This window comes from Leifsonia sp. GW821-FHT13C09, from assembly GCF_058806435.1.
In genome coordinates this window covers 13,676-29,651 of the sequence record NZ_JBXAPS010000008.1, presented here as the reverse complement: position 1 = coordinate 29,651, position 15,976 = coordinate 13,676, and the positions used below count along the sequence as shown (strand labels likewise).

Genomic DNA, 15,976 nt, shown 5'->3' with positions numbered 1-15,976 from the left:
GAATAGGAACCCCATGAGCATCGTCGAAGTACCATCTGCCCACACACCACCCAGCGCTGGCCTCGACGCTGTGCGGGCATGGGTCGACGATATCTCCGCCCTCGCACAGCCCGACCAGATCATCTGGTGCGACGGCTCAGTCGCCGAGGCCGACCGGCTCACCAAGGAGCTGGTCGCGGAGGGTAAGTTGATCCGGCTGAACCCGGAGTGGCGGCCGAACAGCTTCCTGGCACGTACCGACCCGGGCGACGTGGCCCGCGTCGAGGACCGCACCTTCATCTGCTCGGAGGTCGAGAGCGACGCCGGCCCGACCAACAACTGGCGGGAGCCGTCGGGGATGCGCGCCGAGCTGCGTGAGGTCTTCGCCGGCAGCATGCGCGGCCGGACCATGTACGTGGTGCCGTTCTCCATGGGCCCGGTCGGCGGACCGCTCTCGCAGGTCGGCATCCAACTCACCGACTCCGCCTACGTCGTGGTGAGCCTCGGGATGATGACCCGCGTCACCACGACCGTGCTCGACCTCATCGACGGCGGGCAGCCGTGGGTGCCGACCGTGCACAGCGTCGGCGCGCCGCTGATCGACGACTCCGGGGTCCGGCACGAGGACGTCGCCTGGCCGTGCAACGAGACCAAGTACATCGTGCAGTTCCCGGAGACGCGGGAGGTGTGGTCGTACGGTTCCGGGTACGGCGGCAACGCCATCCTCGCCAAGAAGTGCTTCGCGTTGCGGATTGCCTCGGTGATGGCTCGCGACGAGGGCTGGCTGGCCGAGCACATGCTCATCATCAAGGTCACTTCGCCTGAGGGGCGTGTCTTCCACTTCGCGGCCGCGTTCCCGTCCGCCTGCGGCAAGACGAATCTCGCGATGCTTCAGCCGAGCATCCCTGGCTGGAAGGTCGAGACCATCGGCGACGACATCGCGTGGCTGCGACCCGGGCCGGACGGCCGCCTGCGGGCGATCAACCCAGAGGCCGGCTTCTTCGGCGTCGCTCCCGGAACCGGGCTCAGCACGAACCGCACGGCCATCGAGACTCTGTGGGGCAACACCATCTTCACCAACGTGGCACTGCGCGACGACGGAGACGTCTGGTGGGAGGGGCTGACCGACGAGCCGCCCGCGCACTTGATCGACTGGGAGGGGAAGGACTGGACGCCCGAGAGCGGTTGCCCGGCCGCGCATCCGAATTCCCGTTTCACCGTGAGCGCCGCGCAGTGCCCGTCCATCGCCGACGACTGGGACGCGTTCGACGGGGTGCCCATCGACGCGATCCTGTTCGGCGGGCGGCGGGCGACGAACGTCCCGTTGGTCGCGCAGGCGCGGGACTGGCGCCACGGCGTGTTCATGGGCGCGACGGTCTCGTCGGAGAAGACGGCAGCCGCCGAGGGCACGGTCGGGGAGCTTCGGCGCGATCCGTTCGCGATGCTGCCCTTCTGCGGCTACAACATGGCCGACCACTGGGCGCACTGGCTCGAGATGGGCGAGAAGTTGGGTGACAACGCCCCAGCTGTGTTTCAGGTGAATTGGTTTCGGAAGGGCGCCGACGGTGGCTTCCTGTGGCCCGGCTTCAGCGAGAACGCCCGCGTGATCGCGTGGATCGCGCGCCGCGTCGAGGGCAGCGCCCGCAGTGTGAGCACGGCGATCGGCCGGCTCCCCGTCGTCGAGGAGCTCGATCTCAACGGCGTTGATCTCCCGGCGGAGGACGTGCAGGCGTTGTTTGAGATCGATCCGGAGGGCTGGCTGTCCGAGTGCGATCTCACCGAGGAGTTCTTCGACCGCTTCGGCTCCCGCGTCCCTGCCGCCCTCCACGCCGAGCTCGCCTCCCTCCGACATAACCTTCGAGGATGAATGAGCTGTCGCGGCATAGGGATCGGGCTCTGGCTATCACAGGAGAGAAGCCGCCTAGGCCCGCTGTCGCCGTGATCCGCGCATAACGGGAACCCCAGGCTTGTGAGCCCGGCGCGCGTGGGCGATGATGAGTCGACTAAAGCTGCCACCCAATATCGCGGGCGGTCCCGATGGCACTCAAGAATAAGGCGCCACACATGATCGTAATCGACCTGGACGCGGATCACCGCACGACGGTGGTGGATCGGGACGAGCCGGAGCAGTTCTGGTCAGGAGCCTGGAAGAACGTTTCTGACGCGATGGTCGACGAGTTCGGGGATTATCTGGTTCTCTGTAGTGCCAGCATTGTCGTCGCCACGTATGCCATCACGCTTTACCTTCGGGATGGATCCTCCGACGTCACCTTCTCCGGTCGAAGCTGCGATGTGCCGGGTCTGTTCATCGGGAGGCGTGCCGAGCTTCTCTCGGGCGACACCATCTCGTACATCCGCACCAGCGAATGGTTATCGAGGGCGTGAGCTGAGGGCTCTACCTTCCGGGGATCGGCCACGGTGCCGCTGACCGACTCTTCCGAGATTTCGACCGGTAAAACGGCGTCAGCCGTGGTGCACCGTACCGTCCCGGTCTACGCCGGTGACGGGACGGCGACTGTCGTCAAGCACAGTAAGGGTGAGCCAGGAGGATGTTGACTGTTGCGGGGCGAGGGTGACTGCCTGTCCTCTCGCGGCCGCCGCGGCCAGCCCGTCGAAGGGCCACGAGCGCTGGGGCTCGATGCCCACCATTCTGGCTCGCCCGAACCACGGGAACCCCGGATCGGCGTTCTGGAGCCACAGCCACAGGTAGGGGTATGCGGCGAGGTCCCAGCTCATCGCGATTCCAGGGGGCAAGTCGGCTCCGGAGGGATTGCGAAGCGCGGCCCACGCGGATCTCAGCTCATGCAGGTAGATCAGCCTGACCATCGTTTGGTCGGGGATCTCACTGAGATCTACCGAATCTCCGTCGGTTCGAGTCGAGACGGGCCATGTGCCACGGTTCGGGTTGAGGTCGCCTGGCGTAGCCGGTTCGACCGAGAAGTCAGCGCCCGGTAGGTCGATGCGGGCGCCAGGTAGCGCAGGAAAGGTTGGGTGGTGCCCCCAGAGGAACTGCGTGGATTTCGACCCAATATTCGTTACCGCCTCCTCTACATAGATCGTGGGCGATGTCGGGGAAACTCGGATTGTCCGGCGCAACTCCAGTGACAACCGGGCGGTCGTACGAATAGTGCAGCTCTCTGGCGCCACATCTTCCACGACCACCGGGGCTAGGGAAGCCTCTCCGTGGAAAGCGACCGGTACCCCGTCCAAGTGGGATTCTGCACCGGAATTAGGAAAGAGGAACTGCCAGCCAGCCCTGTATTTGGACAGCCAATCCATTTCGGTACTGCCGTAGGAGGGACCGATACCGGCCTCGAGTGGCGTTGACCAGTTGTAGTAGGCGAGCGCGTTGGGGCGGTCCTCTGTCACGATAGAGGTGATCTCCCCGCCGCGGGACGGGTCGAGGGTTACCGCCAGGCGATCTGATTTCAGAGTGATCATCAGGAATCGCCCTTTGACCGGCGAAGAGGCCGACGATGCGTAATGCGCGAGCGTGTTGTCGTCATCGTTGGTGGCCGACCGAACCGTTGAGCACCAGTCCCCCATCCACGTTGATGGTTTGACCCGTCATATACCGAGAAGCGTCGGAAGCGACCATCAGGATGGCGTCTGCGATATCCTCGGGCGCCGCGATCCTCCGCATCGGGATCCGCTGACGGTAGGTCTCGCGCACTGCCTCCGTCCATGCCTCGGCATTTAGGGGGGTCTCTGTCGCCCCAGGCGCAACGGCATTGACGGTGACACCGGTCGGCGCAAGTTCGACTGCGAGTGCACGGGTAAGCCCCCCGATACCGCCCTTCGCAGTGACGTAGCCGGTCATCTCGGTGGGGGGCTGAGTCTCCACAACGGAGCTTACGTTGATGATTCGGCCATGTCGGGCAGGCGTCATGTAGCGCGCCGCAGCGCGGCAGCCTCGGACATATCCCATGAGGTTCGAGTTCAGAAGGGATACCCAGTCCGCGTCCTCCATCTCTAGAAACGGCTGCACGAGCAGCCGGGCGGCATTGTTGACCCACACGTCGATTCCGCCCCATTCAGCGGCGACTTCGTTCGCGAGTCGATCGACATCCGCTGTGACGCCCGTGTCGCCCGTAAGGATGATTGCGGACGCGCCCCTTTCCTCCAGTTCCCCCGTGAGGCGGTCCGTAACAGCCGGGTCCGCGCCACGATGGATTCCGGCGACGTCATAGCCGGCGTCGGCAGCCGAAAGGGCCAGCTCCCGTCCGATTCCGCGCGAGACTCCGGTGATCACAATGCGGGGTCGGGATGATGAGGTCATTAATCTCTCTCTTCAGTCGAATGGCGTTCTGTCTTGAGCGGTGAGCTTGTTCGCCACGGTCGTTTGTCCGGTTGGGATGAGCACCCTCCCCTGAGCTGACGCCACTTGATGGGGCGGTGCTATGACCGACGGAAGTTGTCGTTCACCGATTCCGGTGCGAGTAAGGGCAAGCGGCTAAGTCATGATCACTTCTCTGTGCCTAGACGAACAATTTTGTGTTACAAACTCCACAATATGAAGGCTTGCTGCACCGTATGAAATGATGCACGTCCCGCGAGGGAATATCAAGACAGAGGGATATGGCCGCCATTGTCGCTATTTGAAATTGAGCGCAAATGGACACAACGGCCAAGGTAGTGCAATGATCAAGCCACACGAGGCGGAAATGGTCCGCCCCTCAAAGGAGAGGAAGTGAGGCAATGAAGCTAGGAATTCTCACGGCGCTGTTCGACAGCCAGCCGCTGGACCAGGTAGCCAATTACGTCGCGGACCTGGGATATGAAGCAATCGAGCTGACCACCTGGGCGGGATCAGGTCACTTTGACCTGGATCAGGCGCAATCCGATCCTCAATATCTGAGGAACCTGAAGCACACCGTCCAGTCGCGAGGGCTGACTATTTCGGCACTGTCCGATCACCTCTCCGCGCAGGTCGTCCTCCCGACCAACGACGCGAGCTGGGACGACTGGACACCCGGTGACAAGGACAAGCAGGCCATGTACGAGTATGGACGCGACCATCTGCTGCGGACAGCGCGCGCCGCATCTGATCTCGAAATCCCGGTCGTGAACGGATTCTTCGGGTCTACGGTTTGGGGATCGTGGTATTCGTTTCCACCGAAGCACATCGAGCTGTATGACCAGGGCTGGGACCTCTTTGTCGAGCGTTGGAACCCGATCCTCGACGAGTTCGCCAAGCTGGGGGTGAAGTTCGCCCACGAAGTTCATCCGACGGAAATTGCTTATAACATCACGACAGCGCAAACGGCAGTCGAAAAACTCGGTCGAGATGATTGGGGCTTCAACTTCGACCCAAGCCATTTCATCTGGCAGCAGATCGACCCGGTCGTGTTCATCAAGACGTTCGGCGATCGCATTCTCCATGTGCATGCAAAAGACTTCGAGGTGCAGGAGGATGAGGTCCGTCGCGACGGTGTCCTTTCAACCGGCTCCTGGCGCAACCTTCATCGCGCAGCTCGCTACCGCGTGGTCGGCTGGGGACAGGTGCCTTGGAAGCGAGTGATCACAGCTCTGCTCGAAGTGGGCTACGACTACGTGCTCTCGTATGAACACGAGGACCCGGTAATGAGCGAACGCGACGGCGCCGAGAAGGCAATCGACTATCTACGTCCCCTGATTGTCAAGCAGCCGATGGACCCCGAGGCCAAGCACTTCTGGCTCGGTTGAACAAGACAGCGAGGGAGAAAAACTATGAGTTCTACATCTCCATCGTTCTTCACTCAGGGCGAGATGAAGAGCGACCACGAGCAGGTTCCCTCAATCGGTGTCGGGATGTTCGGGTATGCGTTCATGGGTCGAGCCCATACCAATGCGCTCAAGAAGATTCCGTATACCTATTGGCCACCGCCAGCAATGCCGCACCTCGTCTCGATTGCCGGCCGAAATTCAGCCGCGGTCGCAGAAGCCGCACGCCGCTATGGCTACGAAAGCTCGACGACGGACTGGCGGGACCTCATATCCAATCCGAACATCGAGCTGTTCGACAACACAGGGCCCAACGACCAGCATTCTGAGCCGACAATCGCTGCGGCCCGCGCGGGTAAGCATGTCATCGTGGAGAAGCCACTAGGCCGAACAGCCGATGAGGCGTTCAACATTTGGAGCGAGGTGGCGAAGACCGGCGTAAAAGCAATGACCGCCTTCAACTACCGTTTCTTCCCAGCTATTCGTTTGGTCAAAAGCTTGCTTGATGACGGAACTCTTGGCGAAGTCCGACACTTCAGGGCACGCTACCACCAAGAGTGGCTTGTCGACCCGGAGAGCCCGAGCTCCTGGCGTCTGAATAGGAGCATCGCAGGTTCGGGAGCGCTCGGTGACCTTGGTTCCCACATCATCGACCTTTCCCGGTATCTAGTAGGCGAGCCGACGAGTGTGTCCGCGAATACCAAGACGTTCGTTGATGAACGCCCGGGTGGTCACGTTGATGTGGACGACGCATTCGACGCGATCCTGACGTTCGCCAACGGTGCGCTAGGCACACTTGAAGCAACACGGGTCGCGCCTGGCCGCAAAAACCACATGCAGTTCGAGATCAGCACGACAAAGGGCTCGGTAATTTTCAACCAGGAGCGCATGAACGAGATCGAGCTGCATCTGGTCGATTCGCAGCCGGGCCCTAACGCACAAGGCTTTCGCACCGTCCTGGTGTCCGAAACCTATCACCCCTATTGGGAACACTGGTGGCCCCACGGACACATGATCGGATGGGAGGACAGCTTCGTCCACGAACTCGGGCACCTCCTCCGCGCCATCGCCAATGACGAAAGTATCGGCCCACATGGCGCGACCCTTGAGGACGGATATCGCGCCGCTGAAATCGTCGACGCTATCCTGAGGTCCGACGAGAACGGCCGACGCGAATACATTCACTTCAGGTCGCTATAGCAAGAAACAACTCCAGTCCGCCCAGCCCGCGCGCAAGACATCGAGCTTGCTCAAAAAGCGCAGTGCGTCGAACCACCTCATTGAACAAGCCTGCCAACAGGGAGATCTGTCGGGGATCGCTCATTGTCGTCCTTCTTGCAAAGACCCCTGCCTTGGTCCTGTCGATCAGGGGGATGGCCACGGCTTGGCGCTCTGTAACGATGTCCCTCTCGGTTGTTGCTGAGGGGGACATCGCGACTTCAGACACCTCGCTTCGTTTGTGCTCACCGATCCGGGCTGACCGCGCAAGCCCGGCGCGTCCGAGCGACGCCATGTAGGTAAAGATCGTCGACTGCGGCAGGCCGGAAGTTGCATGCAGAGGGCTCACACACGTCAAACTCGTCGCGTCGCCGATGGGCTCCCCCAACCGCCTACCACAGCCCCTGAGCCGCGTCGGCGCGGTCCAGGACGTTCCGCACGGCCGCCCCTCTCCGCCCCGCGGCGTTGAGGGGGACACTGAGCGAGATCGAACGTCAGCGTTCGGAACGGTTCCGGGGCGGCAGCGGAATGGTGTCACGTCTGTCTTTGGCAATCTCCACTGCACCGACCAGCGTTGGCGATGTCCGCTCGTCGTCAGCGAGGGGGAAGTGCCATCATCGTTCCACGAAGACGAACCAACTCCTGGGCGTGCTCACTTAGTCGACGGTCCTCGTCAGTCCAGAGAGGCAACGGCGCAATTTCAGACGCGCGACCGTCGTGAACGTCGACGAAAACAGTCATGCAGCGCGCAGTGACGACCGGCTTCCGACCGGGTGGGGCGCTGCTGACGAGCACTGACAAATGCATGCTGCGCGCCGACGTGTGGATCAGGCGGGCGCGGAGCTCGACGACCTCTCCAATGTGTATGGGGCTGTGGAATTGAATGCCGCCGGCGTAGACGGCCACGGCGTGAGGAGACGACCAGGCTGCGGCGACGGAGAACGCGGCTTCATCGATCCAACGCATGATTGTGCCGCCGTGCGCATTTCCTCCCCAATTGGAGTCTGCGGGAGCAGCAAGGAAACGGAACACCGTTTCGGGGACAGTGCGGGCGGCCGAGTACGTTTGTGCTGCCATGACCTGCTGGATCGCGCGCCGTGGACCGATTCGCTGGGCCGCGAGCTGCTGCAACTCCAAATCGGCAACCCCCAAGGGAACCCATTCTCGGACCGGAGTGGGTTTGCCACACTCGTCGATGGCAACGAATACCAGGATGCAGTGCATGGATGCCGAGTACCGCCGCTCGCGCACATCGCTCGCCTCAACCTCGACCAGGATGTGAATGCTGGTACGTCCAGTAAGGACGACACGAGCGTGCACCTGCACTAGAGCGCCCGGAAGGATCGGCTGCGTAAAGTGGACGTTCCCGACGTAGGCGGTGACGCAATAGGTCTGCGCCCATCCAACCGCGCAAGCGTACGCAGCTTTGTCGATCCACTCCAGTACACATCCCGCAGGGACCGAGTCACCGCGTGTGTTGACGTCGCCAGGGGCTGCGAGGAATCGCAGGGTGATCCGATCATCGCGGTCTGTTTCAGCTGTGTCGAACATTGAACTGCTGCTCCTCTTGGTCGATCGGTCTTCGGCGAGTCACGCTCGTGCGGCGATCCGGGCTTTCCAGCGAATCGGTAGAGAGGCTCGGCGGCCATCGAGCGACAGAGGGCAAGGGGTGGGTCCACAACCGTTGGGCCCACCCCTTTCTCGTCGCTACGGTTTTGCCGGCGTTCCTGACAGCGCGGTGTGCAGGTCGGCGAAGGGTGTGTACTTCGAGCTGTACCAGTCGGCGAAGAAGGAGTCGGAGACGGATCCGCTCGGAAAGACGTTGCAGCCCGCGGCGAGCTCTTGCGTCGAGCCGGTCTCGCATTTCTTGATCTTGTCCTGAGTGACCCAGTCGTAGCCGACGTCGGTGAAGTGGCCGCGAGTCTTCCCGCTCAGGACGGCGATGGCCTCTTCCAGAGCCGCAGCCCCTTGGTACTGCGGAGCACCCATCGAACCGCCCTTGAGGCCTTTGGCCTTCATTGCGGGATCTGTGAGGGCGAGACGCCAGGAGTTCTCGGCTTCCGAGATGATCGGCACGTAATGGCGGCCAGCGGAATCGAACGCCGACGTCAGCGCGACTCCCCCGGTCTGGGCCCAGACACCGTCGATGTTGGGGAATGCCGCCAGCAGTCGGCTCATACACTCGCCGGAAGGGCCGGCCGCCCATTGTCCCTGGCACTGGTCGAGAACCTTGATCCCGCGCTGCTGGAATACGGCGCGAGCTCCGTTGTTGCGGTCGGTGTCCACTGTAGTTCCGGCGACACCGGTGATCATGACCACGTTGCCCTTGTTGCCCATCAGGTCAGCCAGGTACGAGGCGCTCGTTTCTGCCATCTTCTTCTGGTCGAAGGAGACGTTGTATGCACACGGTTCTGTCACCCGCGCGTCGTAGGCGACGACGACGATGCCTGCATCGCATGCCTGCTTGATGGTGGGGTTGAGGGCCGTGGGCGAGATCGGGTAGAGGACGATGGCGTTGTAGCCGCCGGCGATCATCTGCTGCAGCTGAGCGATCTGGGCCTGAGCGTCCGTTCCGGCCACGGATACATCCAGGGAGGAGATGTGGTCCTTGAGGGGCGCGGATTTCGCCGCGGCTTTGATCAGGTTGCGCGATGTCGACTGCCAATCGTTTCCGGAGTAGCTCATGCTGAGGGCCACCTTGTACTTGTGGTCCCCGCTACCGCCGCCGGTGTCGCCGCCGGCTGAGCAGCCGCTCAAGGCGAGCGCAGCGGCCGCAAGGCACGCGACCGTGCCCATAATGACTCGCTTGTTCATTGCTGTTTCTCCCTTGTGTGTTCGGGTTGGGGGTGTATTCGGATCGGACTGGTCAGCGCGCACGCCGGCCGAGTAGGCCGCCGGCGATGACCGCCAGGAGGATTACCGCTCCGAGGACGATCTGGCGAACGGCCTCGGGGAGCTGGAAGGTCGTGAGCAGAGAGGTCAGCAGGCTCAGGAGCAGTGAGGCGCCGACGGTGCCGAGAAAGTGTCCTCGGCCGCCGGAGAATGACCCACCCCCCAGGGCAACCACTGCGATCGACGAGAGCAGATAGGGCTCGCCCATGCCGAGGTAGCTTTGCGATGCCAGGCCAGAGAGCATAATGCCTGCCACAGCGGCGCAAACAGCCGAGACCAGGTAGGTCGATCCCTCGAGCCGCCCGGTGTGCACTCCGCCGAGTCGTGCAGCAACCTTGTTCATTCCGACGGCCTGCACTCGGCGCCCGAGGGTGGTAGTGCGCGCCGCGACGGCGACGATGATGGTCAGGACGATCAGCAGCCAGACCGCGCCAGGAAGCCCAAGGACCGGCGCGGTCATGAACTCGCGAACACTGGGGGGTGGTGCACCGGTTACCGAGCCTCCCGTATATCCGAGGGTGGCACCACCGATGATCGCGCCCATTGCGAGCGTCATGATGACCGGGTGGATGCCAAACCTGGTGACGCCGATGCCGTTGCCGAGTCCGACGACGAGGGCGAGGGATAGAGCCACCGCCAGCCCGGGAATCAGAAGTTGGCCATTGCCTCGGGTGACGCCGGCGAACAGGATGGCCGAGGCGGTCATGGTGGACGGCAACGACAAATCGATGCCGCCCATGAAGATGACTGCACCTTGCCCCAGGCCGACAAGAGCCGTGACGCTGGCGAAGACCGCAATGGTCGTCAGGCTGCCAGGCGTGGTCAAGTTCGGACGGACGATCAGCGTGAATACGATCAGAATGCCGAGGGCCACATAGACCGCCAGCACGGAGCGTCGCACTTCGCCGAGGTCAAGCGGGCCCATCCGCGGGGGCCGGGGCGTGCGAGTTCGTTCGGTGATGCTCATGCCCGTGTTCCCGTCAACCAGTCCGCCGAAAAAGATGCCGGTGGAGGAGGTGGAGCCAGCCGCCCGTAGAGCGCCCGTGCCCCGGCCTGCAATGCCACTGCCACCAGGAGGACGAAGCCCTTGGCGATTTCGCCCCAGTAGGAGGCGAGGCCAACGGCGAAGAGGAGGTTGATCGCGACAGTGATAGTTACGGCTCCGATGATGGCCCCGACGATCGACCCTCGGCCGCCGCCCATGGATACCCCGCCGATTACCACGGCTGCGAACGCGGTCAGCAGGTAGCCTTGCGCGACGGACGTGTCACCGCCCAGGGTCTGCGATGTCAGCGCCGCGCCGGCAAGCGCATACATCAGCCCCGAATAGGTAAACGCGATGCGCCTGGTTCGTCCCACACGGACACCGTTCTGTGCCGCCGCGTGCGCGTCGCTCCCCACCGCGATAATGTGTGCGCCCAGCGAGGATCGGCGCAGCACGACCCATAGGAGTGCGACGAGAAGCATCACGAGAAGAGCTCCGGGGATGATCCCGGTGCTGGTCAGGGTGGCGATGAGGCCCAGACTGTGAGAATCGACGCTGGCCGGCGCGGGAAGTATCAGAAGTGCAGTACCCCCGAGGATGAACCCGGTCCCGAGAGTGACGACAACTGATTCGAGGCCGAAGGCAGTTACCAAGACGCCGTTGATGAACCCGGTGGTCGCGCCGATGGCAAGGACGAGGATGAGCACGGCGACCTGGCCGGCCCATCCACCACCGAGCTGTGTCGTCAGTAGGGCATTGGCTAGGGCGATGCTTCCCGCTATGGACAGGTCCAGGCCGCCGACGAGGACCACCAGGGCCAACCCGGTGGCCGCTAGCGCTGCGGCGAGACTTCCGTTGAGCACCAGTCCCGTGAAGAGGGTGCCACGGAGGAATGTTGGTCGAACGCTCACGAAGATAACGATCATGATGAGAAGAACCGCGGTGGCGACGAGTACTCCACTGTTGACGCCTCTCTCGACCACAAGCGACACAGCGCGTCGGGGTCGAGGGTTGCCCGGGTCGGTGCTAGCGCTGGACATGCTCATCGCTCCTCTGCGATCGGTGCCCCGACAAGGGCGGGCGCCGGGCTCAGCGCGGATGCCATGACGGCCTCTTCGGAGACCTCATCTCCGGTGACTTCACCGCTGGCGGAGCCCGCGTACATGGAGATGACACGGTGACAGAGGTTTGTGAGCTCGGGGATCTCAGTGGAGTACATCAGGATGGCGGTTCCTTCCTGGGCCAGCCGCTGGATGAGGCGGTACAGCTCTGCCTTGGTCCCGACGTCCACGCCTCGGGTCGGGTCGAACAGCAACAGCAAGCGGGGGCGACTCGCAATCGCTCGCGCGAACACGACCTTCTGTTGATTTCCGCCGCTGAGGGTGCCCGCGCCCGATTCCCTGCGATCCACGGCCACGCCCACCGACTGGAGGAGGGAGTCGACCTCAGCGGTCTCGCGGCCGTCGGAGATCACCCCAGCGCGCGCGAATCGCCGGAGCGCCGGCAGGGACACGTTCTTGCGGATCGACATCCCCAGGATCAGTCCTTGGGTCTTGCGCTCGGCGGGCACGAAAGCGATCCCGCCTATTGCCTGCCGAGAGTCCGCTCGGGACCCCGACGCGCTCAGGGCGGCTTGGGGCGATCGAAGATGCAACGCTCTTCCCTCGAATTCGATCGTTCCTCCGCGGGGAGGGCGATCTCCGGCGATCATCTCGAACAGAGCGCGTTGTCCCTGGCCTTCGAGCGCCGCGATGCCGACGACCTCGCCGGCGCGAATTTCGAAGCTGATCCCGGGACCCGCATCCGCGGTCAGCTTTGTGACGCGCAGAACGGTATCGGTTCCCTCAGGAGCCGGTCTGCGCTCCGGGAAGGTAGATCCGAGCGAGCGACCAATCATCTGCTCGATCGCAACGTCACGCACGAAGCCCTCTCGGGGAACCGTTGAAATATGACGACCATTTCGTTGCACGGTCATGGCAGCACAGAACTCCTCGATTTCATCGAAGTGGTGCGAGATGAAGAGGATTGCCGTGCCGTCCTGACGAGTGAGGCGGTCCATCACCTGGGCCAGCCAGTGGGTGTCCTCAGGAAGCAGCGATGAGGTCGGCTCGTCGAGAATCAGAACCTTCGGGCGACGTGAGACAACGACCAGGATCTCCACGAGCTGACGGTCACGCATCGACAGCGAGCCCACTTCCGATTCGACCGGGATGCCTTTCAGTCCCCACTCCTCGGCGATCCGTCGGGCATCAGCCTCGCTGCGACTCCTTCTCCACTGCCTCTTCGGCCGACCAGCGAGTTGGAGGTTTTCCGCAACAGTCAGATCGGGAACGAGACTTAGTTCCTGGAACACCGTTCCGATACCTGCGCGACGCGCGTCGGACGCCGCAGCGAACGTCACCGGTGCGCCATCAAGCAGCAACTCGCCCCGGTCGGGCGACTCCATCCCGCTCAGGATCCGAACGAGCGTTGACTTGCCAGCTCCATTTTCTCCGATGAGCCCCGTCACGCTGCCTGAGTGAAGTTTCAGCCCTGCTCCATCAAGAGCGGTCGTTGCACCATAGGCCTTTCGAAGATCCCGTGCCTCGAGAACGGGGTGCGGGTGGTCCTCAGACAAGGCGTCTCCATCTTCGTTGGTGAACAAGACCCTGGAAGGTTGACACAACGCGTATTCGATTGTCAAGATTTTGATTAGACTTCAAATGATGCAAGCTGAAGTCCCGACCGGCGCGGTTCCCGGAGGACCTGGCGTCTGTGTAACCTTCAAATAACGAAATTCTGCTTCACTGACGGACACGTCAGCGGCACACTACTGGCCCCAAAGGCGGGAGACCCATGGAAATTCAAATCGTTCTCGACGTGAAGCCGCTGCTTGGCGAGGGCCCGCTTTGGGACGTCGACCAGCAGCGGCTGTACTTCATCGACAGCTTCGGCAAGCGAGTCTTCCGTTGCGCCGCCGACGGTGGCGAACTGCGCGCGTGGACCGTACCGTCTGCGATCGGTTCGATGGCACTGATGAAAGACGGCGAGGGTGCCGTCGTCGCTCTGGCCAACGGCATCCATACGCTCGACTTCGCAACAGGGGCCGTCGACTCCGTTATCGACCCGGAACCCGGACGTGAGGAGAACCGGCTCAACGACGGGAAGGTGGATCGTGCAGGACGCTTCGTCTTCGGTTCGATGAACATGCCCGAAACCGAGACAAGCGGCCGACTGTACAGTTTGGACGATTCCTGGCAGCTCCGCGTCCTGGACACAGGAATCATCTGCTCCAACGGACCTTGTTGGGCGCCCGACGACCGGACCTTCTACTTCACCGATTCCTGGGCGGGCGAAATCTGGGCATACGACTACGACATCAAGACGGGTGATGCCACCAACCGCCGTCGATTCGGCGCGGTTCCCGGGTCTGGCGTGGGCGCTCACGATGGGGCAACCGTCGACTCCGAGGGTTTCCTGTGGACCGCATTCGTCTATGAAGGCAAGCTTGCACGGTTCGCCCCCGACGGGACGCTGGACCGTCTGATCGACATGCCGGTCAAGAAGACCACCAGCGTGATGTTCGGCGGCGCGGACCTCGACGTGCTGTACGTAACTTCGATGGCGGAACCTCCCCTGCCGCGCTACCCCGGGGACCCGATCGAGCGCGGCAGCCTCTTCGCCATAACCGGGCTAGGCGTCACCGGCGTTCCGGAACCGCGGTTCGGCGGGGTGGCTGCGGGGGCCTCAAACGCACAGTTCATCCAACCGGGTGCCTCAACCGCACAGTTCATTCAAAACTGAATCATCGCTCGGCGAGGGCAGCCCGAACTTCTTCGGGCCGCCCTCGCTCTGGTGGAACGGTCACCTCTTTTCGAGACGCGTTATCAGCGCCTCCAGCCGCTCCGGCGCGGGTTGGATGAATTCGAGCGTGTTTCCATAGGGGTCGTGGAAATAACACGCCCACCCCCCCTCGTTTGCCCCCTGCGTGATGCGCGTGGGGGGATTGCGGAAGCGACCGCCCCGCGCCGAAACGCGCTGGTGAAGAGCGTCGATATCCTCGACGAGGAACCCCAGATGCGCACTACCGACTTGGTTCACAGGCGCCGGCGTCCCCTGCGCGCCCTTGGCCACATACTGGATCAACTCGATGTCGTGAGTGGAAAGCGCGGGAAGAGTCGTCGCGACCTTCATCTGGGCCACTTCGAGTACGGCCCCCGGTACACCGACCAGGACCGGCGTATATGCGTTCTCCTGGCGCTGCCGATGGACGAGTTCGAGGCCGAGCACATCGCGATACCACGCGATCGCTGCTTCGATGTCACTAACGACAATTCCGTGGTGCAGAATGCCTAGGATCATCAGGTACGCGCCAAGCCGTCACGAATGGACCACAGGAACGCCTCGGCATCTTCAGCCGACAAGGAGCTGTCGCCGGCGACGGTGACTGTCGCTACCGAGCGGATCTGTATAGCTTCGCCCCCGCCGGGGAGGGGTCGCACAACGGCGGTGCGCCGCACTCGCCCGACGTCGATGGTCACCCCTGAATTCTCGGTGGGGATGCTCGCTGCATCGAGGCGCTGAAGGCCAGAGTGAGTGAGCCTTGGAGACTCTTCAGTCGGTGCCCCGTTCAAGACGCCCTCGACTTCCGAACGTGCACGCAGATCGAAATCACCAGGATCCACCCCGGTGAGGACCGCTGTGAAATCAACCTCGAGCTGCGCCCACACAGCTGCGCTCGCGCTCGGCGCAGAGTCGCCCCCGGAAGTATCGCCGGCGATTCGGGTGCGCCGCCGGACGTCAAGCTCAGGAAGGGGCGGCAGAGCGATGAATTGCCGCTCGGGCTTAGACCTCTGCGCCGAATTGCGCGATTGCATTGTCAGTTCGGGCAGCGGGTCCAAAGTGAAACTACGCCCGCGGCGTTGCCGCGGGGCTTCCGCGCTACGCGGGTCGCTTGGATGAGAACTGAGTTCCTGCACCTCGACGCTCATGTAACGCCGGAGCGGCAGGCTGGAGAGCGCTTGGTCAAGTGCTGCACGATCGGGGGCATGCCAGATGCCCACGTTCGCCCAACGTCCCGGGACGCGCCACAAGGCCAACAGCCGACCATCCGCTGCCAGCTGAGCGGCTCGGTCCGCCTCGGCGTTTCGAAGCCGCTCGACCTCTGCAGGCTCGAGGTCGCCGGTGTCGATATCGATTTGAACTAGAAACTCGGGCATG

Annotated in this window: 14 protein-coding genes; 5 read left to right on the top strand and 9 right to left on the bottom strand. The window is 63.0% G+C overall.

Annotated elements, in window-relative coordinates:
• Positions 1-13 precede the first annotated feature (13 nt).
• Together AC1ROW_RS19385 and AC1ROW_RS19380 are read left to right on the top strand one after the other, a co-directional pair.
• A complete protein-coding gene (locus tag AC1ROW_RS19385; RefSeq protein ID WP_493020898.1) occupies positions 14-1,846 on the top strand; it encodes a phosphoenolpyruvate carboxykinase (GTP) in 1,833 nt (610 codons plus the stop codon).
• Positions 1,847-2,043: 197 nt separating this feature from the next.
• Complete coding sequence (locus AC1ROW_RS19380) at positions 2,044-2,364, top strand: hypothetical protein (protein ID WP_493020896.1); 321 nt, start codon at positions 2,044-2,046, stop codon at positions 2,362-2,364.
• Positions 2,365-2,442: 78 nt separating this feature from the next.
• Here the strand turns inward: AC1ROW_RS19380 and AC1ROW_RS19375 are convergent, their stop codons facing one another.
• Entirely contained in the window at positions 2,443-3,420 is a 978-nt protein-coding gene (locus tag AC1ROW_RS19375) for a DUF4432 family protein (protein ID WP_493020894.1), read from the bottom strand.
• 61 nt (positions 3,421-3,481) lie between these two features.
• The gene (locus AC1ROW_RS19370; RefSeq protein WP_493020892.1) at positions 3,482-4,258 is read right to left on the bottom strand and encodes an SDR family NAD(P)-dependent oxidoreductase; all 777 of its coding nucleotides are present in this window, start codon (positions 4,256-4,258) and stop codon (positions 3,482-3,484) included.
• A gap of 419 nt (positions 4,259-4,677) precedes the next feature.
• Here AC1ROW_RS19370 and AC1ROW_RS19365 point away from each other — a divergent pair, with 419 nt between their 5' ends.
• On the top strand, positions 4,678-5,664 hold the full coding sequence (locus AC1ROW_RS19365) for a sugar phosphate isomerase/epimerase family protein (protein WP_493020890.1): 987 nt from the start codon (positions 4,678-4,680) through the stop codon (positions 5,662-5,664).
• Between the two features lie 24 nt (positions 5,665-5,688).
• On the top strand, positions 5,689-6,882 hold the full coding sequence (locus AC1ROW_RS19360) for a Gfo/Idh/MocA family protein (RefSeq protein ID WP_493020888.1): 1,194 nt from the start codon (positions 5,689-5,691) through the stop codon (positions 6,880-6,882).
• Positions 6,883-7,494: 612 nt separating this feature from the next.
• Here AC1ROW_RS19360 and AC1ROW_RS19355 read toward each other — a convergent pair.
• The 5 genes from AC1ROW_RS19355 to AC1ROW_RS19335 all read right to left on the bottom strand — a co-directional run bounded on the left by AC1ROW_RS19355 (position 7,495) and on the right by AC1ROW_RS19335 (position 13,394).
• Positions 7,495-8,451, bottom strand: coding sequence for an acyl-CoA thioesterase (locus AC1ROW_RS19355; RefSeq protein ID WP_493020886.1), 957 nt, complete (start codon positions 8,449-8,451; stop codon positions 7,495-7,497).
• A 156-nt stretch (positions 8,452-8,607) separates the two neighbouring features.
• The gene (locus AC1ROW_RS19350) at positions 8,608-9,714 is read right to left on the bottom strand and encodes a sugar ABC transporter substrate-binding protein (protein WP_493020884.1); all 1,107 of its coding nucleotides are present in this window, start codon (positions 9,712-9,714) and stop codon (positions 8,608-8,610) included.
• A gap of 52 nt (positions 9,715-9,766) precedes the next feature.
• Complete coding sequence (locus tag AC1ROW_RS19345) at positions 9,767-10,759, bottom strand: ABC transporter permease (protein ID WP_493020882.1); 993 nt, start codon at positions 10,757-10,759, stop codon at positions 9,767-9,769.
• Positions 10,756-11,817: an ABC transporter permease gene (locus tag AC1ROW_RS19340; RefSeq protein WP_493020880.1), complete on the bottom strand. Its 1,062-nt coding sequence runs from the start codon at positions 11,815-11,817 to the stop codon at positions 10,756-10,758. The genes AC1ROW_RS19345 and AC1ROW_RS19340 overlap by 4 nt, the downstream gene beginning before the upstream one ends.
• Positions 11,818-11,819: 2 nt before the next feature.
• Entirely contained in the window at positions 11,820-13,394 is a 1,575-nt protein-coding gene (locus AC1ROW_RS19335) for a sugar ABC transporter ATP-binding protein (RefSeq protein WP_493021058.1), read from the bottom strand.
• Between the two features lie 218 nt (positions 13,395-13,612).
• Between AC1ROW_RS19335 and AC1ROW_RS19330 the strand changes: the two genes are divergently transcribed.
• Complete coding sequence (locus AC1ROW_RS19330; protein ID WP_493020878.1) at positions 13,613-14,560, top strand: SMP-30/gluconolactonase/LRE family protein; 948 nt, start codon at positions 13,613-13,615, stop codon at positions 14,558-14,560.
• Positions 14,561-14,620: 60 nt separating this feature from the next.
• Here the strand turns inward: AC1ROW_RS19330 and AC1ROW_RS19325 are convergent, their stop codons facing one another.
• Positions 14,621-15,118, bottom strand: coding sequence for a VOC family protein (locus AC1ROW_RS19325; RefSeq protein WP_493020876.1), 498 nt, complete (start codon positions 15,116-15,118; stop codon positions 14,621-14,623).
• A complete protein-coding gene (locus AC1ROW_RS19320) occupies positions 15,118-15,975 on the bottom strand; it encodes a muconolactone Delta-isomerase family protein (protein ID WP_493021056.1) in 858 nt (285 codons plus the stop codon). The genes AC1ROW_RS19325 and AC1ROW_RS19320 overlap by 1 nt, the downstream gene beginning before the upstream one ends.
• Between the last annotated feature and the right edge of the window lies 1 nt (position 15,976).

Excerpts from the sequence above, each read along its gene's own strand:
- AC1ROW_RS19385 (WP_493020898.1), top strand. The coding sequence starts at position 14 with ATGAGCATCGTCGAAGTACCATCTGCCCACACACCACCCAGCGCTGGC.
- AC1ROW_RS19380 (WP_493020896.1), top strand. The coding sequence starts at position 2,044 with ATGATCGTAATCGACCTGGACGCGGATCACCGCACGACGGTGGTGGAT.
- AC1ROW_RS19375 (WP_493020894.1), bottom strand. The coding sequence starts at position 3,420 with ATGATCACTCTGAAATCAGATCGCCTGGCGGTAACCCTCGACCCGTCC.
- AC1ROW_RS19370 (WP_493020892.1), bottom strand. The coding sequence starts at position 4,258 with ATGACCTCATCATCCCGACCCCGCATTGTGATCACCGGAGTCTCGCGC.
- AC1ROW_RS19365 (WP_493020890.1), top strand. The coding sequence starts at position 4,678 with ATGAAGCTAGGAATTCTCACGGCGCTGTTCGACAGCCAGCCGCTGGAC.
- AC1ROW_RS19360 (WP_493020888.1), top strand. The coding sequence starts at position 5,689 with ATGAGTTCTACATCTCCATCGTTCTTCACTCAGGGCGAGATGAAGAGC.
- AC1ROW_RS19355 (WP_493020886.1), bottom strand. The coding sequence starts at position 8,451 with ATGTTCGACACAGCTGAAACAGACCGCGATGATCGGATCACCCTGCGA.
- AC1ROW_RS19350 (WP_493020884.1), bottom strand. The coding sequence starts at position 9,714 with ATGAACAAGCGAGTCATTATGGGCACGGTCGCGTGCCTTGCGGCCGCT.
- AC1ROW_RS19345 (WP_493020882.1), bottom strand. The coding sequence starts at position 10,759 with ATGAGCATCACCGAACGAACTCGCACGCCCCGGCCCCCGCGGATGGGC.
- AC1ROW_RS19340 (WP_493020880.1), bottom strand. The coding sequence starts at position 11,817 with ATGTCCAGCGCTAGCACCGACCCGGGCAACCCTCGACCCCGACGCGCT.
- AC1ROW_RS19330 (WP_493020878.1), top strand. The coding sequence starts at position 13,613 with ATGGAAATTCAAATCGTTCTCGACGTGAAGCCGCTGCTTGGCGAGGGC.
- AC1ROW_RS19325 (WP_493020876.1), bottom strand. The coding sequence starts at position 15,118 with ATGATCCTAGGCATTCTGCACCACGGAATTGTCGTTAGTGACATCGAA.
- AC1ROW_RS19320 (WP_493021056.1), bottom strand. The coding sequence starts at position 15,975 with ATGCCCGAGTTTCTAGTTCAAATCGATATCGACACCGGCGACCTCGAG.